Annotated in this window: 16 protein-coding genes, 1 tRNA gene, 2 rRNA genes and 1 pseudogene; 13 read left to right on the forward strand and 7 right to left on the reverse strand. The window is 39.3% G+C overall.

Annotated elements, in window-relative coordinates; all coding sequences use genetic code 11:
• Positions 1-72 precede the first annotated feature (72 nt).
• The 3 genes from ACDG22_RS04810 to rrf all read left to right on the forward strand — a co-directional run bounded on the left by ACDG22_RS04810 (position 73) and on the right by rrf (position 3,328).
• Positions 73-149 (forward strand) — tRNA-Ala (locus ACDG22_RS04810).
• A gap of 104 nt (positions 150-253) precedes the next feature.
• Positions 254-3,133: ribosomal RNA gene (locus ACDG22_RS04815) — 23S ribosomal RNA — on the forward strand.
• Positions 3,134-3,219: 86 nt separating this feature from the next.
• Positions 3,220-3,328, forward strand: a 5S ribosomal RNA gene (gene rrf, locus ACDG22_RS04820).
• A 76-nt stretch (positions 3,329-3,404) separates the two neighbouring features.
• Here the strand turns inward: rrf and ACDG22_RS04825 are convergent.
• From ACDG22_RS04825 to ACDG22_RS04835, 3 genes and pseudogenes are all read right to left on the reverse strand, one after another.
• Positions 3,405-3,497: pseudogene (locus ACDG22_RS04825) on the reverse strand (amidohydrolase family protein); the annotation flags it as partial.
• 17 nt (positions 3,498-3,514) lie between these two features.
• Positions 3,515-4,507 (reverse strand): ISAon1 family transposase, encoded by a 993-nt coding sequence (locus ACDG22_RS04830; protein WP_370858798.1) that lies wholly within the window; start codon positions 4,505-4,507, stop codon positions 3,515-3,517.
• Positions 4,473-4,859, reverse strand: coding sequence for an ISAon1 family transposase N-terminal region protein (locus tag ACDG22_RS04835; RefSeq protein ID WP_007569446.1), 387 nt, complete (start codon positions 4,857-4,859; stop codon positions 4,473-4,475). Before ACDG22_RS04835 ends, ACDG22_RS04830 begins: the two co-directional genes overlap by 35 nt.
• A gap of 193 nt (positions 4,860-5,052) precedes the next feature.
• Here ACDG22_RS04835 and cls point away from each other — a divergent pair, with 193 nt between their 5' ends.
• Positions 5,053-6,486 carry a cardiolipin synthase gene (gene cls, locus ACDG22_RS04840; RefSeq protein WP_270230738.1) on the forward strand — a complete coding sequence of 478 codons (1,434 nt, stop codon included), beginning with the start codon at positions 5,053-5,055 and terminating at the stop codon, positions 6,484-6,486.
• Positions 6,487-6,609: 123 nt separating this feature from the next.
• Here the strand turns inward: cls and ACDG22_RS04845 are convergent, their stop codons facing one another.
• From ACDG22_RS04845 to ACDG22_RS04855, 3 genes are read right to left on the reverse strand one after another with little or no spacing between them, the layout of a single operon-like run.
• Positions 6,610-7,140, reverse strand: a complete 531-nt coding sequence (locus ACDG22_RS04845) for an RsmD family RNA methyltransferase (protein WP_270230737.1) — start codon at positions 7,138-7,140, stop codon at positions 6,610-6,612.
• Positions 7,131-7,955: a DUF3822 family protein gene (locus ACDG22_RS04850; RefSeq protein WP_007568440.1), complete on the reverse strand. Its 825-nt coding sequence runs from the start codon at positions 7,953-7,955 to the stop codon at positions 7,131-7,133. Before ACDG22_RS04850 ends, ACDG22_RS04845 begins: the two co-directional genes overlap by 10 nt.
• Positions 7,956-7,961: 6 nt before the next feature.
• Positions 7,962-8,648 carry a hypothetical protein gene (locus tag ACDG22_RS04855; protein WP_007568442.1) on the reverse strand — a complete coding sequence of 229 codons (687 nt, stop codon included), beginning with the start codon at positions 8,646-8,648 and terminating at the stop codon, positions 7,962-7,964.
• A 96-nt stretch (positions 8,649-8,744) separates the two neighbouring features.
• Between ACDG22_RS04855 and ACDG22_RS04860 the strand changes: the two genes are divergently transcribed.
• Positions 8,745-10,169 carry an ATP-dependent DNA helicase gene (locus tag ACDG22_RS04860; RefSeq protein WP_270230736.1) on the forward strand — a complete coding sequence of 475 codons (1,425 nt, stop codon included), beginning with the start codon at positions 8,745-8,747 and terminating at the stop codon, positions 10,167-10,169.
• 416 nt (positions 10,170-10,585) lie between these two features.
• Positions 10,586-11,137: a beta-class carbonic anhydrase gene (locus tag ACDG22_RS04865; protein ID WP_007568446.1), complete on the forward strand. Its 552-nt coding sequence runs from the start codon at positions 10,586-10,588 to the stop codon at positions 11,135-11,137.
• Positions 11,138-11,373: 236 nt separating this feature from the next.
• On the opposite strand, the gene ACDG22_RS04870 is transcribed toward ACDG22_RS04865, so the two are convergent.
• Positions 11,374-12,102, reverse strand: coding sequence for a GntR family transcriptional regulator (locus ACDG22_RS04870; RefSeq protein WP_007568448.1), 729 nt, complete (start codon positions 12,100-12,102; stop codon positions 11,374-11,376).
• A gap of 209 nt (positions 12,103-12,311) precedes the next feature.
• Here ACDG22_RS04870 and ACDG22_RS04875 point away from each other — a divergent pair, with 209 nt between their 5' ends.
• The 7 genes from ACDG22_RS04875 (at position 12,312) to ACDG22_RS04905 (ending at position 25,581) form a co-directional block, all read left to right on the forward strand.
• Positions 12,312-14,666, forward strand: a complete 2,355-nt coding sequence (locus tag ACDG22_RS04875) for a GH92 family glycosyl hydrolase (RefSeq protein ID WP_227994683.1) — start codon at positions 12,312-12,314, stop codon at positions 14,664-14,666.
• Positions 14,667-14,730: 64 nt separating this feature from the next.
• Positions 14,731-14,931 carry a hypothetical protein gene (locus tag ACDG22_RS04880; RefSeq protein ID WP_007568452.1) on the forward strand — a complete coding sequence of 67 codons (201 nt, stop codon included), beginning with the start codon at positions 14,731-14,733 and terminating at the stop codon, positions 14,929-14,931.
• Positions 14,932-14,944: 13 nt separating this feature from the next.
• Positions 14,945-17,629, forward strand: a complete 2,685-nt coding sequence (locus tag ACDG22_RS04885) for a glycoside hydrolase family 38 N-terminal domain-containing protein (protein WP_270230735.1) — start codon at positions 14,945-14,947, stop codon at positions 17,627-17,629.
• A 398-nt stretch (positions 17,630-18,027) separates the two neighbouring features.
• Positions 18,028-19,755: a class I mannose-6-phosphate isomerase gene (locus ACDG22_RS04890; protein WP_022125073.1), complete on the forward strand. Its 1,728-nt coding sequence runs from the start codon at positions 18,028-18,030 to the stop codon at positions 19,753-19,755.
• A 45-nt stretch (positions 19,756-19,800) separates the two neighbouring features.
• Entirely contained in the window at positions 19,801-20,901 is a 1,101-nt protein-coding gene (locus ACDG22_RS04895) for an ROK family protein (RefSeq protein WP_022125074.1), read from the forward strand.
• A gap of 81 nt (positions 20,902-20,982) precedes the next feature.
• Positions 20,983-23,973 carry a SusC/RagA family TonB-linked outer membrane protein gene (locus ACDG22_RS04900; protein WP_040311976.1) on the forward strand — a complete coding sequence of 997 codons (2,991 nt, stop codon included), beginning with the start codon at positions 20,983-20,985 and terminating at the stop codon, positions 23,971-23,973.
• Positions 23,974-23,979: 6 nt separating this feature from the next.
• Positions 23,980-25,581, forward strand: a complete 1,602-nt coding sequence (locus tag ACDG22_RS04905) for a RagB/SusD family nutrient uptake outer membrane protein (RefSeq protein WP_177593836.1) — start codon at positions 23,980-23,982, stop codon at positions 25,579-25,581.
• The last annotated feature ends 5 nt before the right edge of the window (positions 25,582-25,586 follow it).

Genomic DNA, 25,586 nt, shown 5'->3' on the forward strand with positions numbered 1-25,586 from the left:
AAGGAAGAAAAAAACTTCCTTAAAAATTTGCAGTAACGAAGGAAAACGCTTACCTTTGCAGCCGCAAAAAACGGGGGATTAGCTCAGCTGGCTAGAGCACCTGCTTTGCACGCAGGGGGTCAACGGTTCGAATCCGTTATTCTCCACCATAAAGATAGGTCTATGACATGATGTAACAAGCAAAAAGTAATTTTAGTACGAAAGCTAAAAGTATATATCATCCCGCACTATAATATATAGTGTGCACGTGATAAGGAAAGTAGGAAAGGGCGCATGGCGGATGCCTTGGCTCTCGGAGGCGATGAAGGACGTGATAAGCTGCGATAAGTCACGGGGAGGTGCAAATAACCCTTGATCCGTGAATCTCCGAATGGGACAACCCGTTACCTTGAAGAGGTAACATCCATCAATGATGGAGGCTAACGCAGGGAACTGAAACATCTTAGTACCTGCAGGAAAAGAAAATAACAATGATTCCCCCAGTAGTGGCGAGCGAACGGGGAAGAGCCCAAACCGTTCATGTTACGGCATGGACGGGGTTGTAGGACCGCGTCGTTGCAAGAAATTTTGCGAGAAGAACGATCTGGAAAGTTCGGCCGAAGACGGTGACAGCCCGGTATTCTAAGCAAGACGAAGCATAGCGGTATCCTGAGTAGCGCGGAACACGAGGAATTCTGCGTGAATCTGCCGGGACCATCCGGTAAGGCTAAATACTCCCGAGAGACCGATAGTGGACCAGTACCGTGAGGGAAAGGTGAAAAGCACTTCGAACAGAAGAGTGAAATAGTACCTGAAACCGTGCGCCTACAAGCGGTCGGAGCACGAAAGTGTGACGGCGTGCCTTTTGCATAATGAACCTACGAGTTGCCGTCTTTGGCAAGGTTAAGGGACATGAGTCCCGCAGCCGAAGCGAAAGCGAGTCTGAACAGGGCGTCAAGTCAGCGGCGGCAGACGCGAAACCAAGTGATCTACCCTTGGCCAGGATGAAGTCTGGGTAACACCAGATGGAGGTCCGCACCAATAAGCGTTGAAAAGCTTCTGGATGAGCTGAGGGTAGGGGTGAAAGGCTAATCAAACTTGGAGATAGCTCGTACTCCCCGAAATGCATTTAGGTGCAGCCTTGCGGGTTACTGATGTGAGGTAGAGCGACTGATTGGATGCGAGGGCTTCACCGCCTATCAAGTCCTGACAAACTCCGAATGCGCATCAGTTCTACCGCAGGAGTGAGGGCATGGGTGCTAAGGTCCGTGCCCGAGAGGAGAAGAATCCGGACCACCGGCTAAGGTCCCGAAATGACAGCTAAGTTAAACTAACGAAGTCTGATTGCTAAGACAGCTAGGATGTTGGCTTGGAAGCAGCCATTCATTTAAAGAGTGCGTAACAGCTCACTAGTCGAGGAATCGGGCGTGGATAATAATCGGGTATGAAGTTGTCTACCGAAGCCGTGGGATCAGCAATGATCGGTAGGGGAGCATTCCATTCCGCGTCGAAGGCGTGGCGTGAGCCATTCTGGAGCGTATGGAAAAGCAAATGTAGGTATAAGTAACGATAAAGGGGGTGAGAAACCCCCTCGCCGAAAGACTAAGGTTTCCTGATCAACGCTAATCGGATCAGGGTCAGTCGGGTCCTAAGGCTCAGCCGAACGGCGAGGCCGATGGCAGAAACGGTTAATATTCCGTTACTACCTTTGAGGGTGACGTGGGGAAGCAGTAGTGACACTGCCGCGGGCTGACGGAATAGCCCGTTAAAGAGTGTAGGCGTTGATTTCCGCAGGCAAATCCACGGAAAGAGCCGAACTTGACAGTATGGAGCGTCCTTCGGGACAATCCAACAGCGCAGGTAATCAGACTGCCGAGAAAATCCGCTAAACATAACTTCAGAGGTACCCGTACCGCAAACGGACACACGTAGTCGGGTTGAATATACTAAGGCGCTTGGGTGAATCACGGTTAAGGAACTAGGCAAACTGACCCTGTAACTTCGGGATAAAGGGTCCCTCCTCGCAAGAGAGGGCGCAGAGAATAGGTCCAGGCAACTGTTTAACAAAAACACAGGGCTGTGCGAATATGAAAGTAGAAGTATACAGCCTGACACCTGCCCGGTGCTGGAAGGTTAAGAGGAGATGTCATCGCAAGAGAAGCATTGAATTGAAGCCCCAGTAAACGGCGGCCGTAACTATAACGGTCCTAAGGTAGCGAAATTCCTTGTCGGGTAAGTTCCGACCTGCACGAATGGTGTAATGATCCGGACGCTGTCTCAACCGTGAGCCCAGTGAAATTGTAGTATCGGTGAAGATGCCGATTACCCGCGATGGGACGAAAAGACCCCGTGAACCTTTACTATAGCTTAGCATTGAATTTGGGCACGCGATGTGTAGGATAGGTCGGAGGCTTTGAAGCAGTCACGCCAGTGTTTGTGGAGCCGCTGTTGAAATACGACCCTTTGTTTGTTTGAATTCTAACTCTTGGTAAGAGGACATTGCTTGGTGGGTAGTTTGACTGGGGTGGTCGCCTCCAAAAGCGTAACGGAGGCTTCTAAAGGTGCCCTCAGGACGATCGGTAACCGTCCGCAGAGTGTAATGGCAGAAGGGCGCTTGACTGGGAGACAGACAAGTCGAGCAGGTAGGAAACTAGAGCATAGTGATCCGGTGTTTCCGTATGGAAGGGACATCGCTCAAAGGATAAAAGGTACTCCGGGGATAACAGGCTGATCCCTCCCAAGAGCTCATATCGACGGAGTGGTTTGGCACCTCGATGTCGGCTCGTCACATCCTGGGGCTGGAGAAGGTCCCAAGGGTTGGGCTGTTCGCCCATTAAAGTGGCACGCGAGCTGGGTTCAGAACGTCGTGAGACAGTTCGGTCTCTATCTATCGTGGGCGTATGAAATTTGCGTGGCTCTGACACTAGTACGAGAGGACCGTGTTGGACCGACCTCTGGTTTACCGGTTGTGCCGCCAGGTGCATCGCCGGGTATCTAAGTCGGGATCGGATAAGTGCTGAAAGCATCTAAGTACGAAGCCGGCCACAAGATTAGATTTCTCAGGGTCGTCAAAGACGATGACGTTGATAGGATGCAGGTGTAAAGGTAGAGATACCAAAGCCGAGCATTACTAATTGCCCGTATGCTTTCCTTGTCAGGAAGGATGGGTGATATATACTTTCAGCTTCTTGAGAAGTGCTTGAATTACCTGCTTGTTAGTCATGAATACATAAAGGATATTCAGGTGACTATTGCACGAAGGTTCCACCTCTTCCCATTCCGAACAGAGAAGTTAAGCTTCGTCACGCCGATGGTACTGCGCAAGTGGGAGAGTAGGTAGTCGCCGTCTTAGGAGAAGCCCTGCAGCATCACAAGTGCCGCGGGGCTTTCTTTTTTGCATGAGGGCAGAAAAAACGCCGCCGGCTCTTGCCCTTCTGGAGAGTGCCCTTCGACGAGTCGATGCCGATTAGCTTTGCCGGAGTTTCTGAAGCCATACGGACAGCATCCGCAAGAGGTATAGCGGGTCAGTAGAAATTTAGTGGGGATACGCATATAGCTTCGCAATGCGGAATAAAAAGAACTTCTTATCAGCTACTCCTCTTAGATTTGCTCTGAACAGTTTAATTTTTGCATTTAACGATTCTGCCATCGCATTTGAAGAACGATGGTTGTAGAAATTCAGTATTTCATCATAGTGCTCATAGAAAGTAGCAGCAATGACATTAAAAGAATGCATCCCTGCTTCTTCTACTTTATTATACCATCGTGCCATAGCCAAACGTGCAGCGTCCTTTATGGTGTTCTTAGAGAAAATCATCCGCAGGGAATGGCACAAACCGTATGCCTTTTTGATGTCAGGGTATTCCTCAAATAGGATTGCTGCCCTTTGCTTCTGTTTTTCCGTCCATTTATCAGCTGACTTGAAAAGCAGATACCGGGAGCGTATAAGTAATTCCCTACGGGTGTCGCCATTGGAATATCGGTATGGGACATAATCTTCGTTCTTCCGCTTAGCTTCTTCCATTTCCTCATTGGCCTGCTGTATGGCATCCCAACGGTGTTTGATGCGTAATTCCTGCACGGCATCACAAGCTAATTTCTGAATGTGAAAACGGTCTATTACACGGCTGGCTTCAGGAAATGCAGTCCGTACAATCTTGCGCATGGAGTCTGAAAGGTCAAGTGTCACTTCTTTAACGGCATAACGGATTTCTTCGTCAATTCGTTGCAGTACAGCTATTACATCCTCTGATTTAGTTCCTGCCACGACAGCTACCAGGGAGCACTCTCTCGTACAGGCATCACGGTTGGTTACAAAGGTGTAAAGTTCACCGTTGGAGAGTGAGGTCTCGTCAATCGCCAGATACGGTCCCATATTTTCCGGAAACAGCATCCATTCACCGGCATGGGATAACTGTTCCCAATTACGATATCCGCTGAGGACCTCCTTGTACTGTTTTTCAAATGTATGACCATCTATATGATAGAATTCCTCAAGCGTACGGCAGGTCACTGGGGATGTCTCCATACGTTTCTTTTAAAAAAGCCCCAAATTCTTTGGAGTATCTGGTTCCCTTGGCTACAACATCGAGGTCGATGGGAATACTGAAACTTTTACCTGCGCGCAAGTCCGTCCAACGACGACGTCTGATCTTGAGGATTACCTTATGGTCCCGTATGGGAAAGTCTGTCACATTAACAGCTTCCATAAAACCTTTGGATTCAAAATGTTCGTCATTGCTTAACTTGGGATTCATCTTTTCATCCAGACTAATATGAATCTCTTGAGAGGTTTGTTCAACTCCAGAGATAAGAAAGTAATCTAATATCTGAGCCGGCAACACGAGGCTGGCTAGCATGTTCAAATAATCGTTTTTCATAATGCGAAGTAAGCAATACTTTACGAGTATAAAAAATAATCCCCACGAAATTTCTACTGACCCGGTATAGCAGCTTTTTTTACCATTTCTATGATGTTCTGGAGACGGACTTAAAACGAAGCAATGTAAACTATGGATTAGGGATTTGCTTTTCAAGTGATTTTCTTGTATTTTTGTTTTAAACCTGATTCTTATGGATACGATTGTTATCAATGATTTATTCTCGGCAATATTCAATGTGTTGTATTTCGCTGTAATATTAGCAACGATTTTTATTGTTATTTTGGATAATCGTAATCCTGTTAAAACAATGGCGTGGATTTTAGTCCTTTTTTTTCTTCCAATAGTAGGACTTGTTTTCTATTTCTTTTTCGGGCAAAATACGCGTAAAGAAAGGCTGATTAGCCGTAAAGGATACTCTAGGTTGAATAAGCGTCCTTTAGCTGAATATCAGGCTCAGGAATCGTTGAAGGAGCAGATTGGTAAAAGCCATTTAATGTCCTTCTTCACTCGTGTCAATAATGCATGGGCATTTGGTGGAAATACAGTAAGTATTTATACAGATGGCTATTCCATGCTACAGGCTTTAATGCATGAAATCAGTTTGGCACGGCACCATATTCATTTACAGTTTTACATATTTGAAGATGATGCTATTGGACGTTTATTGCGTGATCTGTTAATTGATAAAGCAAGACAAGGGGTGAAAATCCGTTTATTATATGATGATGTGGGATGTTGGCGGGTAGACTCTATGTTTTATGACCAGATGCTGTGTGAAGGCATCGAAGTGCAAAGCTTTTTAAAGGTCCGTTTCCCTCGATTCACCAGTAAAGTAAATTATCGAAATCATCGGAAAATAGCCATTATTGATGGTCGTATCGGATTTATCGGAGGAATGAATATTGCAGAGCGATATATAAAAGGCTTCTCTTGGGGCATATGGAGAGATACACATGTACGTATGGAGGGGAAAGGGGTATATGGCTTGCAAAGCGCTTTTTTGACAGACTGGTTTGCTATTGACCGAACTCTGTTGACGTCTGCTGAGTATTTCCCTAAGATGAAAGATAATGGAAGTGCCATCGCACAAGTAGTAACGTCCGATCCTGTGGGAGAGTGGCATGAGATTATGCAAGGGCTGATGAAAGCAGTATGTAGTGCTCGGCATTATTTTTATGTTGAAACTCCCTATTTCCTTCCAACGGAAGAAGTCATGACTGCTCTTCAGATAGCAGCTTTAGGAGGTGTAGATGTACGTATTATGCTGCCTAAGCGTGCTGATACGTTTATAACGCATAAAGGTTCTCTATCATATCTGGATGAGCTTATGAAGGCTGGAGTGAAGGTCTATTTATATAAGAAAGGTTTCTTGCATTCTAAGCTGTGGGTTTCTGATGACGAATTTGCTTCGGTTGGATCGACGAATATGGATTTCCGCAGTTTTGAGCATAACTTTGAAGCCAATGTCTTTTTTTATGATAAGGACACTGTAAAAACGCTGAAAAATGTCTTTTTGGACGATCAAAAACATTGTCTGTTGTTATCACGTAAAATATGGGAACAGCGTTCGTGGAAAAATAAAGTAATGGAATCGGTTGTACGTTTATTAGCGCCTTTATTGTAGAAGGGTAAGATGAATGCAGGATATTAAAAACTATCACAGTTTTTTCGTGTGATTCACATAAAACAGCCTTATCAGTTCCATCTTTCAGGATAATGATAAGGCTGTTTGTATATTCTTTATTTATTAACGGAAGAATGAGAAATTTACACTTCCATAATGTCGATGTTCTATGAAGTGCGGATGGTTCTCGAAATTTTGGTCTTTTCCATGCTCCAGAACGAAGATTCCGTCTTCTTTCAATAGATTATACTCAAAAATTTTATCAGGTATTGTTATCAGCTCTTTTAAAGCATATGGAGGATCTGCAAATATGAAATCGAACTGTTCATTGCATCTCTCTATGTATTTAAATACATCTCCACGAAGAGGAAGACATTTGTCTGTTTTTACTTCATTCATTACTTTGCAAATGAAGGCATGATGCTGTGGATATTTCTCTACTGAAATAACGCGTTCGCATCCGCGAGAAACAAGTTCTATACTGATACTACCTGTACCGGCAAAAAGGTCGAGTACTGTCGTTCCCTCAAAATCAATATAATTGTTTAATACATTGAAAAGATTTTCTTTTGCAAAATCGGTTGTCGGACGAGCTTTGAAAGTATGAGGGACATCAAAGCGGCGCCGTTTGTAAATGCCACTGATTACTCGCATATAAGTAAAGCTTGTATGTCAAACGGAATATCTTCTATACGTGAAGTGTGTGACGTATTGAATTCCGCTTGAGGATTAATAATAAAGATTCGTCGAAGATATTCTTTAAGCTGGTTTTGTACTTGCTGACGATAAGCTACATTGTCTCCCGTAAGATGTAATTCATCATGTTCCTGATCATACCCTAATTGTTTCCATATGTTCAGCAAATAGTAACTGCAATCACCAGTATTGTTTATTGTATAAGAATTTGCCAATTGTAATCTGCCCTTATCCAAGGCAAATGTATCCATACTATTCCCATGAATATTGGCATATAATTTCTTGTTGTTGCCCAGTTTACTACGATTTGTAAGATATTCTATTTGTGGACTTATTGTAGAGAAAAAACGGGCATTAGGAAGTTGTTCTGACAGAAACAAATGTGTTAACTTGTCTATCGTAAACAGAATGACTAAATTGCTCTTTCCTAATACGTTGCATAGTATTATTTCATTATTCTGTTTGCGGAAGTTTTGATAGAAGATAGTTTCCATCTGCTCGTCTTCGAATAATTCTAATGGGACAGAGGTATAACGGGCAGTATGAATAAGAATATTGACCTGGCGATATGTGTATTTCAACTCTGCTGTTTGAGCTAGAAAAGCTTTAACATTTGCAGCCATCGACTGTTGAGTATTGACAGCGAATGTCTGAAAATAGAAATCACATTCTTCTAAAGGGTTATAGACAGAAAAAGAAAATCCATCCGTACTAAGACGGATGGATAATGTATATTGGCTTGATTTTGTAAAATCAATATTACCGTTGGTCATAAATAATTATTCCCAGTTACCAGCGTTGTTATTAGGCTGTTCGATATCACCAACTCTCAAACCGCAATATTTGCCAAGTTTTTCCTGAGTATCTTTCAAGTTGATTAATTCTTGTCTGTTCAAGTCGCTCAGATATACATCATAAGAAACTTGAGCCTGGAACAAGTTCAATGGTGCACCAGACTTAGTAGTATCTTTGCGGATTGCCATTTCGAATTTAGCTCCGTTTCCATAAGGAACGAAAGACAATGAGTCAGGATTAAATCCTTTGCTGAAAATTGTATCCATTACAGCTACCCACATAGTATCACGACGGAAGTTCTGTAAACCAGCTTTTTCTACTTCGCTCCAGTTACCAGTCTTTTTAGCTTTGTTTATCAATTCCATTGCCTTCTTTTCAGTCATACCGTTGTTCAACTGATCGTCAGTCAAAGCACCAACTTTCATAATGAACGGTAATTTTGCTGTTTTTACGAAGTCGATAAGAGAATCGAAACTTGCAGTATATGCACCAGCATGTACTGTACGATATTCCTGCTGTGCTTTACGGATATCGATTAAGCGTGCAATAATAGCGTCTTCGCGGACTTTTTTCTCTTTGTCGAAATTGATAGGACCCATAATACTACCGTAGCAGATGTATACCAAAACAACGGCACAGGCAGCTAACACAAGATTAATAACTGTTTTCATGATAATATTTGTTTTTTTAGTTTATATTCGTAGCGCAAAAATAAAATAAATAACTTGAACCACGTCAAAGTTATATGAACTTTTTATAGGATATTTATGTTAAATAATGATTTATCGCAGCAAATTAAACGAAATTTTTTCTATAAACCAACAAGTGAGCAAGAAATTACTATTGAATCTTTTATAAATTTCTTATTTTCTCCGAAAAGCGATACTATTTTCTTGCTGAAGGGCTATGCTGGAACAGGTAAAACTGCTTTAGTCAGCGCGTTGGTAAAGACGCTTGACCAGTTGAAACAGAAGTGTGTATTATTGGCTCCTACCGGTAGGGCTGCTAAAGTCTTTTCTCATTATGCTGGGCATTCTGCATATACTGTTCATCGTAAGATTTATCGTCAGCGTAGCTTTTCTAATGAACTGGATAACTTTGTTATAAATTCCAATCTGCATCAGCATACTTTGTTTATTGTAGATGAAGCTTCTATGATTGCCAATGAGGGACTTTCAGGGGGCATGTTCGGATCCGGACGTTTGTTGGATGATTTGATACAATATGTTTATTCAGGAGAGGGATGCCGGCTAATGCTGATAGGAGATACAGCACAGCTGCCTCCGGTAGGTGAAGAGGAAAGCCCTGCATTGTCTGTACCTATGCTCGAAGGATATGGCCTTGAGGTTATGGAACATTGTCTGACAACGGTAGTACGCCAGGGACAAGATTCTGGAATATTGTATAATGCAACATTGCTTCGTCGGTGTATAGCCGAAGAAGAGTATTTTTCTTTGCCCCAGATCAGGCTAAAAGGATTTTCTGATATAAAAACTATTTCTGGAGGAGAGTTGATTGATGCTATAAATGAGTGCTATGATAAAGTGGGAATGGACGAAACGATGATTATCTGTCGTTCGAACAAACGTGCTAATTTGTATAATAAAGGGATACGTAATACCATATTATATAGGGAAGATGAACTGAACACAGGGGATTTGTTGATGGTGGCTAAAAATAATTATTATTGGGGGACGGAGTGTAAAGAGTTGGATTTTATAGCGAATGGGGATATTGCTGTTGTTCGTCGTGTTCGTCGGATTCGTGAAATGTATGGTTTTCGTTTTGCTGATGTTGTTTTATGTTTTCCAGATTATGGAGATTTAGAACTGGAAGTAAAGATTTTATTAGACACCTTGCATTCTGACTCTCCTGCCTTGACAAAAGAACAGAGCGACTGTCTGTTTCATGCAGTGCTTGAGGATTATAGTGATATAAGCGTTAAGCGTGAACGGATGAAAAAAATAAAGGAAGATCCGTGGTATAATGCACTTCAAGTAAAATATGCTTATGCTGTAACTTGTCATAAGGCACAAGGAGGGCAGTGGCAGCGTGTATTTATTGATCAGGGTTATATGACGGAAGAAATGCTTACTCCAGATTATTTTCGTTGGCTATATACAGCCTTTACTCGTGCAACCGACATTCTTTATTTAGTGAATTGGCCCAAAGAGCAGATTGAAGAAGAGTAGTTTGATTATATTACGATGGGTCTTGAGTTCTATATATATTTGTTTTGCACTGAGTTTTTGGATAAATAAGAGCTGTGAGTTCTTTAAGAGTTGTGTGGAGTAATTTGTACGTTGATGGTTTCTAGGATTTTTGCAAATACTGCCTTTTATGGCAGTGTTTAACTATAATGCATCTACTAAGTGATGTAATCTGAAAATCTTATATTGAATTTTTATTCCTGATATTTGGGAGATAATGATTTGTTTGACAGTATGCTAATAAGTGTTTCCCATAATCCCTAAAAAATAGGATGAAATCTTATGGAAAATGTCTTGGTGATATAATGGAAGACTTTGTATAAATTTTCTAACTTTTCCGCCTTCTTTCTGGGAGTTTTTTCGTTATTTTTGCAATACAACAGTATAAAATAAAAATTATGATAGACGAACTATTAGAATACAATCGTGCATTTGTGGGGAAAAAAGGTTACGAAAAGTATTTAACGAATAAATATCCTGACAAAAAGATTGCTATTGTCACTTGTATGGATACCCGTTTGGTTGAATTGATTCCGGCTGCTCTTGGATTGAAAAATGGTGATGTAAAAATGATAAAAAATGCTGGAGGTACGATAACTCATCCCTTTGGAAGTGTAATGCGTAGTTTGCTGGTGGGTATTTATGAACTTGGGGTAGAAGAGGTGATGATAATTGGGCATACAGATTGTGGTGCACAGCACATGGATAGTAAGGTAATGCTCCGGCATATTAAGGAACACGGGGTAACTGATGAACAATTGGAAATGATGCAGTATTGCAATGTTGATTTACATTCTTGGTTGAGTGGCTTCGATAATGTGGAACAGTCTGTCAGAGGAAGTGTTCATTTGGTGAAGCATCATCCACTAGTACCTAAGGATGTCACTGTCCGTGGATTTATCATTGATTCGCAGACTGGAGAGTTGACTGAGTTTAAGAATATTGATTAAAGAGTCTGGCTTTTTCCTATATCAATCATAGGTATAAAGAAATATTAGCGTTTGAGATAAAGAGAAGGATATACTAAAATGATTATTGGGAGTTTAGCCCGTAATTCTCAAATAAAGAAATAGCCGCATCAAATTAATGATACGGCTATTTGTATTAATAGGGTGTCTTGATATTCAGCTAAAAATTACTTTCCAGAACGTAATTTTAGAAGACTATAGTGTTGGTAACTGTAAAATTACCGTTCTGCTTCTATTGTATAAGTGAAACTGTCTGCGCGATAGTAACCTATGTTATATTCTATAGGTACTTGATTGACGTCATATACAAAGCGTTCACGAATTAGTATTGGATCTGTTGTTTTTATATCGAGTTTTTCAGCTATGCGTTCTCCTGCCAGACTTGCAGATATTTTTTCTTTGCTGGTTTTTACAATAATGCCATAATCTTTTTCCAGTAACTCATATAGAGGACGTGTAAAATCCTCTTCTCCTGTAAGTGGTATTTTAGGATTAAAATAAGAAATGAAATATACGAAAGGATATTCTTTCTTTCCTCTTACTCTTTCTAGTACAATACATTTTACTGCATGCTCAGGATCAATATTGAAGAAATTACAAATTTCTTCTGATGGTTTTTTCCAACTGATATGAAGTTCAAAATTACGTATTTCGATACCGAGCATCTTCATCTCTTGTGAAAAGCTCAACCAATTTTTTACTCCGCCTACTATGCCTTTTTGAGCAACTTTTGTGCCAACACCTTTTTTGCGTATCAACAAACCTTCAAATACCAATTTATTGATAGCTTGTCTGAGTGTATTGCGCGAAATATTTAATCTTTCGGATAAATCAACTTCGTTAGGAAGAAATTTCCCATTTTTATACTCCTCTGATTCAATAAGCTTTCGAAGTATCTCTTCAGCTTGCACATGCAAGGGTTTGCTGCTGGCATGATCTAATTTCATATGTGCGATAGTTTTATTCTTCTGCAAATATAATAGAAAAAAACTTCTTAAACTATTGTTGGATGTAAAATCTTATTTATATATTTGCACAATATATGTTATGTATGAACAAGTATGTAATTTCTAGTAGCCTTATGAACCTTAATTAAGGTTGAGATTATGAGAAAAATCAATTTGTAGGCAATTAAATTTAATAAATGAATAGACACATGAACATTAGTTTGAAAAAAGTTTTTCTTTTGTTTTTGGGGGTATTTTCATTTTTTTCTTGCAAAAATGAAGAAAACACCGTTGTAGAAAATTTATCTCAGTATGTAGAGCCACGTATTGGTACGGCTCATTGTCGTTGGTTTCATTTTGCACCTGGAGCAATGCCATTCGGTATGGCAAAACCTGCTCCTTCTACTAATGGTAGTCTTGGAAATAAGTCCGGTTGGGAGGCTACTGGATATGATTATCGTGATAACACTATTGAAGGTTTTCCTTGTTTGCATGAGTTTCAGATTGGAGGAATATCGTTGATGCCAACTGTCGGAGAACTGCTTACTGTGCCAGGATTGCCTTCTGATACTATTAAGACGGGATATCGTTCTCGTTTCAGTCATGAAAATGAGGTGGTTAAGCCAGGATATTATTCAGTACTGTTGGATGATTATCAGATTCAGGCAGAGCTGACAGCTACAGAGCGTGTTGCTTTTCAACGCTTTACTTTCCCGCAAGGTCAGGAAAAACATATATTATTTAATATAGGTAATCGGCAGGGAGAAAGTGGAGCTGTTAAGGATGCTTATGTAGTTTATAATCAGGATGGAACAGTTGAAGGATGGGTGATAACAGAGCCTGAATATGTAAAGAAATACCAGCCAGGAGCAGTTGTACCTTTGTATTTTTCCGCTGTACTTGACAAAGAACCGCTCGATTATGGTGCATATAATGGAAATGTCCAACAGTCAGGTGTTCGTGAGTCAAAAGGTGTAGGAGCTGGCATGTATTTTTCTTTTGCTTCAGAAAATCAGGAAATCGTAACAGCTAAGATAGGCTTATCATATACTTCAGTCGAAAATGCCAGGTTAAATTTACAGCAAGAAGCTTCAGATTTAGACTTTGATCGTGCTAAAGAACGTGCACAAGCTACTTGGGAGGACTATTTAGGACGCATACGGGTTGAAACGGAATGTAGGGAAGATAAAGTGAAGTTCTATACCGGACTTTATCACGCCTTGTTGGGGCGTGGTTTGGCAAGCGATGTAAATGGAGCTTATCCTCGGAATGATGGTTCTGTGGGGCAGTTACCTATGAAGGAAGGTACTCCTTTATATAATATTTATAATACAGATGCCGCATGGGGAGCCCAATGGAACTTGTCTCAGCTGTGGATATTGGCTTATCCGGAATATATGTCAGAATATATAAGCAGCCATTTGCAGGCATATAAAGATGCTGGTTGGCTTGCTGATGGATTGGCTAATAACCGTTATGTTTCTGGTGTAGGAACTAATTTGTTGAGTACGATTATAGCTGGCGCTTATGAATGTGGAATTCGTGACTTTGATACGAAAACAGCTTATGAAGCATGTCTAAAAAATGAGTTGGAAGGTAAGAACAGACCTTTTGGAGCAGGAAAAGTAAATACGACAGAGTTTGTCAAGTATGGATATGTTCCTCATCAGGATACAGGTGAAGGCTATCATGAAACCTTTATGTTTTCAGCATCACATACGTTGGAGTATTCTTATAGTGCCTGGGCTGTTGCACAGTGGGCTAAGCAGTTAGGTGATGAAGCTCACTATAGTCAGCTGATGGATTTGTCAAAAGGATGGGAACGCCTTTATGACTCTTCATGCAATTTTATTCGTCCGAAAAAAGCAGATGGAAAATTTGTAGATAATTTTGACCCTATGCAGGTTTGGCGAGGTTTTCAGGAAGGCAATGCTTGGCAATATACTTTTTATGTGCCGCACGATGTAAAAAGCTTGGTGGCTAAAATGGGTGCAGATGAATTTAATCTACGTCTGGACAGTATCTTTACGATTTCTCAAAAGAAGATTTTTAGTGGTGGAACAGAAGTCGGTGCTTTTGCAGGATTACAAACTTTATATAATCAGGGTAATCAGCCTTGCTTACATATCTCGTGGCTTTTTAATGAATCTGGTCGCCCGTCGCTGACACAGAAATGGGTTCGTGCAATCTTGAATGAATTTTATGGCACAGATGGTATTCATGGATATGGATATGGTCAGGATGAAGATCAGGGACAACTAGGAGCGTGGTATGTGATTTCATCTATTGGACTGTTTGATGTGAAAGGACTGACGGATGAGAATCCTTCTTTTGCTCTGGGAGCTCCTCTGTTTGATAAAGTAACTATTCGTTTAAGCGATAAATATTATTCAGGAAAAGAGTTCGTTATCACGACTTCAGGGAATGAAAAGGGAACTTCTTATGTGCAGCAATATTCTTTAAATGGACAACAGTTGCACGAACCTCGTATCCCATTCTCTGAAATTGTAAAAGGTGGACGTTTGGATATTCAGATGGGGAATTCTCCAAAGGATAATTATTAAAAACCATCGCTTAAATTTAATAGTGTTTGCTTGTGAAAAAGTAAACTGATAAAATAGTATTTATATGAATATAAGACGATTATTAGGAGCAGGTGTGATATGGTTGGGAATGTCTGTTCCAGCAATAGCATCTTTAGTGATAAAAAATGTGGAAATCACATCTCTTCCGGCTTTATATAAGTCGGATAGTGGTTTACAGCAGCGAGTTTGGATAAACATTGTGCATGAAGGTGATGTTGAGCCTATAGTTCTTCAAGTTGGGTGAAGTTACTAAAAAGGTGAAATTACATTCCGGAGAGAATAATTTTTATATAGAAATTCCAGAGGTAAGTCAAGCACAGGAAGATGTATTGACTGTGAAGCAAGGTAGGGAAATACTTTATACTGAACCTATAAAGATAAATCCGGTCCGTCATTGGCAAATGAATCTGGTGCAACATACACACACAGACATTGGCTATACCCGTTCTCAAATGGAAATATTGACGGAACATTTACGTTATATTGATTATGCACTGGATTATTGTGACGCTACCGATAATTATCCGGAGCCGGCAAAGTTTCGTTGGACTTGTGAAATTTCATGGGCTGTCAGCGAATATTTAAAATGCCGTCCGGCGGAGCAGATTGCGCGCTTGAAACAAAGAGTCAAAGAGGGGCGTATCGAGTTTGCTACGATGTATCTTAATTTTGACGAATTGCCAGATGAGCAAACTTTGGCTGCATCATTGGCTCCTCTTAAGCAGTTCCGTCAGCATGGAATGCGTGCGGAGTTGGCGATGCAAGATGATGTAAATGGTATCGGCTGGTGCTTTAGTGAATATTTTGCTGATGCGGGAGTGAAATATTTGAATATGGGGACCCATGGACATCGTGCTCTGATTTGTTTTGATAAGCCGACCGTATTTTGGTGGGAATCTCCTTCAGGAAAGAAAATGCTGGCTTATCGTGCAGAGCATTATAATCAGGGAAACTTTTTCGGAATTCACAATGACGATTTTGAGTCGTTTGAAACTAAGGTGTTGGAGTATCTGAAGCAATTAGAAGATAAACATTACCCGTATGATATTTGTGCAGCTCAACATTCAGGATATTTTACAGACAATGCACCTCCTTCAACCAAAAGCTGTGAAATGGTAAAGCGTTGGAATGAAAAATATGAATGGCCTAAATTGAGAACGGCTGTTGCCACAGAGTTTATAAAAACGGTAGAAACACAGTATGCGGATAAAATTCAGACAATTCGTGGGGCATGGCCCGACTGGTGGACGGACGGTTTTGCTTCTGGTGCTCGTGAGGCTGCTGTATCTCGTATCACTCACTCAAATGTGATTGCTAATCAAGTAGGTTTATCTTTTGCCAAAATGTTGGGAGCAGAATTGCCTACTGATATAAATAAGCAGATTGCAGGAATTAATAATGCTTTGCTGTTTTATGATGAACATACGTTTGGACATAGTGAGAGTGTACGTAATCCTTATGGATTGGAAACATGGGAACAGCGTTCGTTAAAGCAATCGTATGCATGGGAAGCATATCGGTATACTGGATTGTTGGGAGAAACTGTTATGGGGTTACTTCAGTCATTTACTCCTAAGGCGAAGCTTCCGTCTGTTGCTGTTTTTAATACTTTAAACTGGGATTATAGTGGAGTCGCTAAGGTGTATATTGATCACCAGATACTACCGAAAGAAAAAGATTTTGAAATTGTAGACGCTGCTGGTAATAAGGTTCCGGCTCAGGCAGGAGAAGTTCGTTCTGATGGTACATATTGGTATCTGTATGTGCGAAATGTTCCAGCTTTAGGTTGCGAACGTTATTTTATTAAAGTAAAAGATGCTCCTCGTCCTGTAATTGAACGGACAATACAATTAGCCGATACACATATAGAAAATGATTGGTATGCGGTTGATTTTAATTTGCAGCGTGGAACAATTAAACATTTATTCGACAAAGAACTTAATTGTTCCTTGCTGACAGATGATGCAAAGTGGGAATTGGGTGAGTTTGTTTATGAAATTATAGACAGTCGTCATCCTATGGAGAAATATCAGGCTCCTCAGTTTTTACGTCGCAGTCCGGAAAAAATCCGTTTTGAACAGTTTGAAAAAGGAGAAATATGGGATACTTATCGCTTCCGTGCAACTACTTCTGCCGGCATTGGGGAAGATAATTTAATGGTGGAGTTCCGTATATACAATGTAGAGAAAAAAATAGAAGTACTTTATCGTTTGCGTAAAAAATCTGTAATCGATCCGGAAGCAGTATATGTTTCTTTCCCTTACCAGATTGAAAATGGAAAAATATTCTTAGATGTTCCTGGTGGAAATATAGAAGCAGGTGTTGATCAAATAAAAGGTTCGTCTAATGATTGGTATACAGTGCAGAATTTTGCAACAGCGCGAAATAGTCACTCACAAGTTGTCATGTGTAGTCAGGAGATACCTCTGATGCAGTTCGGAGCAATTAATACAGGACGTTATCAGGCTGGAGCGGTTCCTCAGTCTACTAATATGTATTCATGGCCAATGAATAATTATTGGGTTACGAATTTTAATGCAGATCAGGTAGGAGAAATGCAATGGAGTTATTTTATAAATTCTTCTGAAGATTCTTCTTTGGAATATGCAACAAAATTTGCGTGGTCTAATAGAATTCCTTTCCTGACTAGAGTGTTACCTGCTGGAGAAGGAAATGATGGAACTAATCAGGTGAAAAATATTCTGAGAATAAATTCAGAGAATGTTTTATTAGTAAATATGACCCCTGTTGAAAATGAAAAGGCTGTTATGTTGCAACTTAGGGAGATTGGAGGTAAAATGGTAGACCTTTCTTTCTCTTCGGATATTGTGAATATTAAAAAAGTGGAAGTATGTGATGTTGTTGGAGAAACAGTTAAAGGTGAACAAGCTGCTTTGAAATTAAAACCTTGGGAAAGTAAATTTATCAAAATATACTGGTAATGTTTATTTGAATACTGTTTTTGATACTAGCTTACCCGTCATCGGTTATATCCGATGACGGGTTTCTTTTTAATGATAATAGATGAATATTTTATGAGAATATAGAATATGTATATTGCACGTTTTATTGTATTGTTTGAACACTCTATGTTACATATGGACAAATATTTTTTTCCTGCTTTCTTTTTTATACTTTTGGTATATTATAGTTTAATTATGCGTAATTTATTGATAATTAAATTGATTTATCTAATATGTATGCGTTCGTATAGTTCTGTTCTATAATTTTATTCTATTTCGATAAGATGAATTTTTTCTATTAATTCTATTTGATTATAAAATATTATTTTTATATTTGCACAAAATGATAATATGTATGAACAAATAATAAATTGTTTATGAGAAAACCGAATTATGACAAATATCCTGCTACGGTAATTGATGGGAATATCTTTCAAGGATGGGGTGAGATACGTGGTGTTCTTGCATCCAAATTGTCTGAAAAAGCTGTATTAGCAGTCGACTGCTATACTGGGGTGTATGAAAAAGAACTTATAGATGAGCTTTCTTTACTTCAGCCGGCAGAAATTATTCTGGTGAATGAATTGTATAAAGATGAGAAGGTTATAGCTGAAATGACAGAACGCTTTATGACTGATGATGTGTTGTTTGGCTATGTAACCAATTTATGCTTGGCGGATTATTTTGATAGTGAAAAGCTGGCGGCTGCACAAAAAAAAGTCAGTGAAAGCAATAAGCTTGTTATTGTGTTAGGTACAGGAGCGCATATGGTTGCCCCTGAAGCAACGCTTGTGTATGTGGATATGGCCCGTTGGGAAATTCAGCAACGTTTTCGTCGTCATGAAGTAAAAGCTTTAGGTATAGACAATCGTAATGAAGCTGTTTCGCTCCAATATAAAAGAGGATATTTTAATGATTGGCGTGTATGCGATCGTTATAAAGATTCATTGTTTCATGAGGTAGATTTTTGGTTGGATACTCATATTGCAGGACAGCCTAAAATGATTGATCGTGAAACTTTCTTTAAAGGCATTGAGAAAACATCTACGAAACCTTTCCGTGTTGTTCCTTTCTTTGATCCGGCGCCATGGGGAGGACAGTGGATGAAGGAGGTATGTGATTTGGACCGCAGTAAGCAAAATTACGGTTGGTGCTTCGACTGTGTGCCCGAGGAAAACAGCCTTTATTTTGAAGTAAATGGTGTACGCTTTGAATTACCTTCAGTTGATTTGGTATTGTTGAAAAGTAAAGAATTACTTGGAGAGCCTGTTGAAGCACGTTTTGGAAAAGACTTTCCGATACGTTTCGACTTCTTGGATACAATAGGTGGTGGAAACTTAAGTTTGCAGGTACATCCTACAACCCAGTTTATCCGCGAGAATTTCGGTATGTACTATACACAGGACGAAAGCTACTATCTGCTGGATGCAGAAGAAGATGCTGTTGTTTATTTAGGTGTAAAGAATGGAGTAGACCGTGAGGCTATGATAGAGGATTTACGCAGGGCACAGCGTGGTGAAATCGTGTTCGATGCTGAAAAGTATGTAAACAAGATACCGGCCAAAAAGCATGACCATTTCTTGATACCTGGAGGAACAATTCATTGTTCTGGTTCAAACAGTATGGTACTTGAAATCAGTTCAACTCCCAATCTGTTTACTTTCAAACTTTGGGACTGGCAGCGTTTGGGACTTGACGGAAAACCTCGTCCAATAAATGTAGAACGTGGAAAACATGTCATCAATTGGAATAGAAATACGGATTATGTATATGAAAAACTTCGTAACCATGTGACCTTGATAGGTGAAGGTGAAGGTTGGATGGAAGAACGTACCGGTTTGCATGAAAATGAGTTTATTGAAACCCGTCGTCATCGGTTCTCTGTTCCTGTATTGCACCATACTAACAACAGTGTGAATGTGTTCAATCTATTGGAAGGAGAGGAGGCTATTGTAGAAAGTCCTACTCATTCATTCGAGCCATTTGTAGTACATTATGCTGAAACCTTTATTATTCCGGCTTGTGTAGGTGAATATACTATCCGTCCTTATGGTTTGTCAGAAGGTAAGGAGTGTGTGACAGTGAAAGCTTATGTACGCTTCTGATAGTAGAAAAACAGAGTAATAAACCTTTAAAGAAGCCTTAAAAATATGTACGAAAATGACAAACGAATAGTATTGACCCTTGATGCAGGAGGAACTAATTTTGTTTTTTCTGCCATCAGGGGCAATCTTCAGATTGTTTCGCCAGTTTGTATGCCTTCTTGCTCGGACAATCTGGATAGATGCCTAGCCACTTTAGTGGCTGGTTTTGATGCCGTAATTAAAAGCTTGGATACACCTCCTGTTGCAATCAGCTTTGCCTTCCCGGGTCCGGCAGATTATAAAAATGGAGTGATAGGTGGAAACTTGCCTAACTTCCCTTCTTTTCGTCAGGGAGTAGCTCTTGGTCCATTTTTGCAACATCATTATGGCATTCCTGTTTATATAGAAAATGATGGAAATCTGTTTGCTTATGGTGAGGCTTTATCTGGAGCTCTTCCTATGGTAAATAGAGAATTGGAGGCAATGGGGCATAACCGGAAATATAAAAATTTACTGGGAATAACGTTAGGTACTGGCTTTGGAGCTGGGGTTGTAATAGATAACAGATTGTTGACAGGAGATAATGGCTGTGGAGGGGACGTTTGGCTGATGCGTAACAAGAAGTATCCTTCAATGCTTGCAGAAGAAAGTGTCAGTATTCGTGCCGTTAAAAGAGTGTATCGTGAATTGTCAGGAGTACAGGATGCCGATCTGACTCCTAAAGATATCTATGAAATTGCTGAAGGTATAAAGGAAGGTGATAAGAAGGCTGCAATAGCTAGTTTTCAGGAATTAGGAGAAATGGCTGGAAGTGCAATTGCATCTGCACTGAATATTGTAGATGGGTTAGTAGTAATAGGTGGTGGACTAGCCGGTGCTTCTCACTATATATTACCGGCTTTAGTAAATGAACTGCGCGCTACATTATCAATGTTTTCAGGAGAGCAATTCCCATGTTTGCAGATGGAAGTTTATAACTGGGAAGATGAAATGGACAGAAAGAAGTTTCTGGATTATCAACATCGTGAGGTCTTGATTCCCGGAACGTCAATTAAAGTACCCTATAATAATACGAAACGCATTGCAGTGATGTGTAGCCGTGAAGGAGCAAGCTGCTCTATCATGCGAGGTGCTTATGCATATGCGTTATCACAGCTAGAAGTTTAGTTTTCTTTAGGTAACAAGTTTTCAATAGGTATATATTAATTGGTCTATTAAAATTATTAACTTTTAAATCTTAATTAATTTATGAAACATGTAATAATGTGTTTTGTAGCTAGTTTGTTGCTTTCGTTGGTTTCCATACCAATGCTGGCACAACAACAGTCACGACTCATATCTGGTATTGTTAAAGATGAGTCAGGTGAGCCAATGATTGGTGCTAGTGTATTAGACGTTTCCACTAAACAAGGTACTATTGCTGATATAGACGGTAAATTTACTTTGGAAGTGACTTCTTCTTCTAAACTGCAAATATCATTTGTTGGATATAAAGACCAGATTATTTCTGGAAAAGATTTGAAAAAAGATATGATAATTGTTTTAAAATCTAATACAGAAATGATTGATGAACTGGTAGTTGTAGGATATGGTACACAGAAAAAAGTAAATCTTACAGGAGCTGTTGCTTCTGTTTCAACATCTGATATTCAAGGAAAACCTGTTACGAATATTGTTGAAGCTTTGCAAGGAACAACTTCCGGATTAGTAATTCAGCAGTCTAACTCAGCTCCAGGTGCACGTCCTAGTATTAATATTCGTGGATTAAATACGATGAATAATAATGACCCGATGGTTCTGATTGATGGAATTATTGGTGATATTCAAAATGTAAATCCTTCAGATATTGAAAATATTTCAGTATTAAAAGATGCTTCATCTACAGCTATCTATGGTTCTCGTGCGTCAAATGGTGTTATTTTGATAACAACTAAAAAAGGTTCTGCACAAAAAAATGAAGTAACTTATGAAATGCAGTATGGATGGCAGTCTCCTACTTGTTTACCGAAAGTCGTTGATTCATGGGTATATGCAGAAATGCGAAATGAAGCATTGGTAAATTCTGGACAGCCTGCGGCTTTTACTCCAGAGCAGATTGCATATTATCGTAACGGTGGTCCTAATTGTAAATGGATTGAAGAACTTTATAAGAAAAATTCTCCTCAACAAAGCCACAATTTATCTTTTTCAGGTGGCAATGATAAAACAACTTTTTTGGTTTCATTAGGGTATATGGATCAAAATAGTATGTTTAAAGGACCGGATTATGGTCAACAAAGATATAATGGACGTTTAAATTTGAGTCATAAAGTTTCAGAGCGTTTTAATTTCAGCACAACCGTTGCATATGCTCGTAATGAAGTTAAAGATCATGCTTATTGGACAGAATGGATTATAGAGCAAGCAACTCGTATGCCTTCTATTTATCCGATTAAAGATGAAAATGGAGCATATACTTATCCTAGTGGTAGTAATTCGAATGCTTTAGCCCGACTGGAACAAGGAGGTTATCGTCAGAACTCTAATGATGATGTATCTGCAACACTTAATGCTGAGTTGAAGATTTGGGATGGACTAAAATTGAAAGGAATGATTGGTGGGCAGTTGTATAACAATCGTACTCATGAAAATAGAAAAGCAATTGAAGCTCCTGCTTCTGGTGATACAGAAAATCGTATGACAGAACAGTTTGCTCGTTCATTGAATCTTACAACTAACGTGATGTTGACTTATGATAAGTCGTTTGGTAAGCATACGGTAGGTGCAATGGTCGGATATTCTTATGAAGGAGGTAGTGACAAAGGATATGATACATATCGTGTGACAGAAACATCTGATTTTGATATAATGGTTGGTACTCAGACTTCTAATGTTGGAAATTCAGGAAGCGGAAGTGACTGGTCTATTTATTCGGAATTTGCACGTCTCAATTATAATTATGATGAGAAGTATTTATTTGAAGCAAATTTACGTAATGATGCTTCTTCAAAATTTGCAAAGGGTAATCGTTCAGCTCTTTTCCCCTCGTTCTCTTTGGGATGGAGAGTTTCAGAAGAAAGATTTTTTGAGAAATTAAAAGAACATGTTTCTTCTTTAAAGTTAAGAACTTCATGGGGATTAGTTGGAAATAACAGAATTGATAACTATCAATATTTATCATCTGTAACAGTTTCTCCTAAATATAATTTTGGAAATACAATAGTAAACGGGGCCTCGTTTGCAGCTGTTAATACGGATATAAAATGGGAAACAACTGCAATGTTCGATTTGGGTATAGATGTTGGATTCCTTAATAATTCATTGAATATTACAGCTGATTTCTTTAATAATGTAACTCGTGACATTTTAATAGGTTTACCCGTTCCAGGTATGTTTGGTGGAGGTAGCCCTGTCCAGAATGCTGGAAAAGTGAGAAATCGCGGTTGGGAATTAAATATGAATTACCGATTCAAGACTGGGCAGGTAGAACATTTTGTTTCAGGAAATGTTTCTGATGCTGCTAATGAGGTAATAGATACTCGTGGTGTTGAATGGATTAATGGGGCCGATGTTAATACAATTATCAAAGAAGGATATCCTATTAATTCTTATTATGCTTATAGAGTTAACGGTATATTCCAAAATGATGAAGAGGTTGCACAGGGACCTTGGTTGGATGGGATAACTCCAAAACCTGGAGATCTGCGTTATGTTGATAAAAATAACGACGGCTTGGTGAAAGAAAGTGACGACCGTTTTATACTTGGAGATAATTTCCCTCATTATACTTATGGATTTAGTTATGGATTTACTTGGAAAGGTTTCGATTTTTCAATGTTTTGGCAAGGTGTAGGTCGACGCAATGTTTGGTTACGTGGTGAATCTGTAGAAGCTTTTCATAATAATAATGAAGGACCAGTTTTTGACTTTCATTTAGATCGCTGGACTCCGAATAATCCGGATGCTTCTTATCCACGTTTAACTGTAGGTGCAGAGTCTGCTAACAATGCTGCTAAATCTAATTTCTGGATTCAAGATGGCTCTTATTTACGATTGAAAAATGCTCAGATTGGTTATACTTTCCCGCAAAAATGGATGAGAAAAGTATATGTGAAAAATTTAAGAATTTATCTGAGTGGTCAGAATTTATTTACATTAAGTCATATAAAAGGCGGATGGGATCCTGAAACTACTGATGGTGGAGGACGTATTTATCCTGTTTCTCGCGTAATATCTATGGGATTAAACATTAAATTTTAATAAGCTATGAGAACATTTAGTATGATGAAATATATAGTAGGAGGAATACTTCTTAATTCTGTTGTAGCATGTGTTCCTCTTGACACAGAACCATACGACAGAGAAACTGATTTAAGTTTTTGGGAAAAAGAGGGTTCTGCTTTATATGCATTAAACGCATGTTATCCTACCTTGTATAGTGCGGAGGAGGTATTGTATGCCGATGCTATGACAGATAATGCATATACAAAAGTACAAACAGGGTTTAATCAGTCTATAGGAAATGGTAGCTATTCTACTGCTTATCCTTATGTAGAATCTGTCTGGGATAGTCGTTATGCAGGAATCCGTGTATGTAATCAATTACTGAACAATATTGATAAAGTTCCTGGATTGAGTGAGGAACTTCGGAACAGATATTGTGCTGAAGCTATGGTAATTCGGGCTTTTCATTATTTTGAGTTGTATTCTCGTTTTGGTGATGTACCCTATTTTACTAATGTTATAACAATTGAAGAATCTCAACAGCTTCCTAGAACCAGTAAAACTGAAATTATAGCAAATATTTTAGGAGAACTAGATCAGATTATCGATAATGATTATTTACCGGCTTCTTATAGTTCTAGCGAAGATAAAGGACGTATTACCAAATGGGCTGCTATGGCTTTAAAAGCACGTATATTACTTTTCGAAGGCCGTTGGGAAGAACTTAAGAATGTAACTTCTACTATAATGACTCAAGGTGGTTTTAACTTGTTTAATAGCTATAGTGGTTTGTTTGAAGTTGCTAATGAAAATAATGAAGAGGTAATTTTAGATCTGCAATATCTGTCGCCGGACCGTGAGCATCAAACTCAATATCAGTTCTTGCCTCCGACTTTAAAAGGCTATGCTCAACTTGCTCCTTTAAATGAACTTGTACAGTCATATATAACAGACAATGGCAAGGCTATAGATGAAGCTGGTGCTAATTATGATCCAGCTAAACCTTTTGAACATCGTGACCCACGTTTGGCTGCTACAATCTGCTATACGGGAAATAGTTATATTTTGCCAGATGGAACGACACAAGTTATCAATTGTGACAAGGGAAGCAATCCAGATGGTTACGGATTTAGTTCTAATTGCTCACCAACTGGGTATTATATAAAGAAGTACTGGGATAGAACGTACAGAGATAATTTGTATTCGGGATTGAATATTATTTTGATTCGTTATGCTGATGTTTTACTTATGAATGCTGAAGCTTTAGTCGAATTAGGTGAATTCTCCGAAACAGACTGGAATAAAACAATTCGTCCGCTTCGTGTGAGAGCTGGATTTACAGATGAACAGGCTCTGAAATTTCCAGGAGCATCTGCAGATTTGAGAGAAATAATCAGACGGGAGCGTCGCTCTGAGCTTGCATTAGAGGGCTTGCGTTTGAAAGATATCGTACGTTGGCGTATAGCAGATAAGGTAATGAACGGCTATTGTCACGGTATTTATACCGGTGATGCAGTTGGTACAGATGATGGGTATGTAAGGGTTGAAAATAGAGTTTTCGATGCAAATAAGCACTATTTGTGGCCTATACCTCAGAGTGAAAGAGATTTAAATCATAATTTGACACAAAATCCTAATTGGTGATAAAT

The sequence above is a fragment of the Phocaeicola coprocola genome (genome assembly GCF_041333015.1).
In the GTDB taxonomy this organism is placed as follows: domain Bacteria; phylum Bacteroidota; class Bacteroidia; order Bacteroidales; family Bacteroidaceae; genus Phocaeicola; species Phocaeicola coprocola.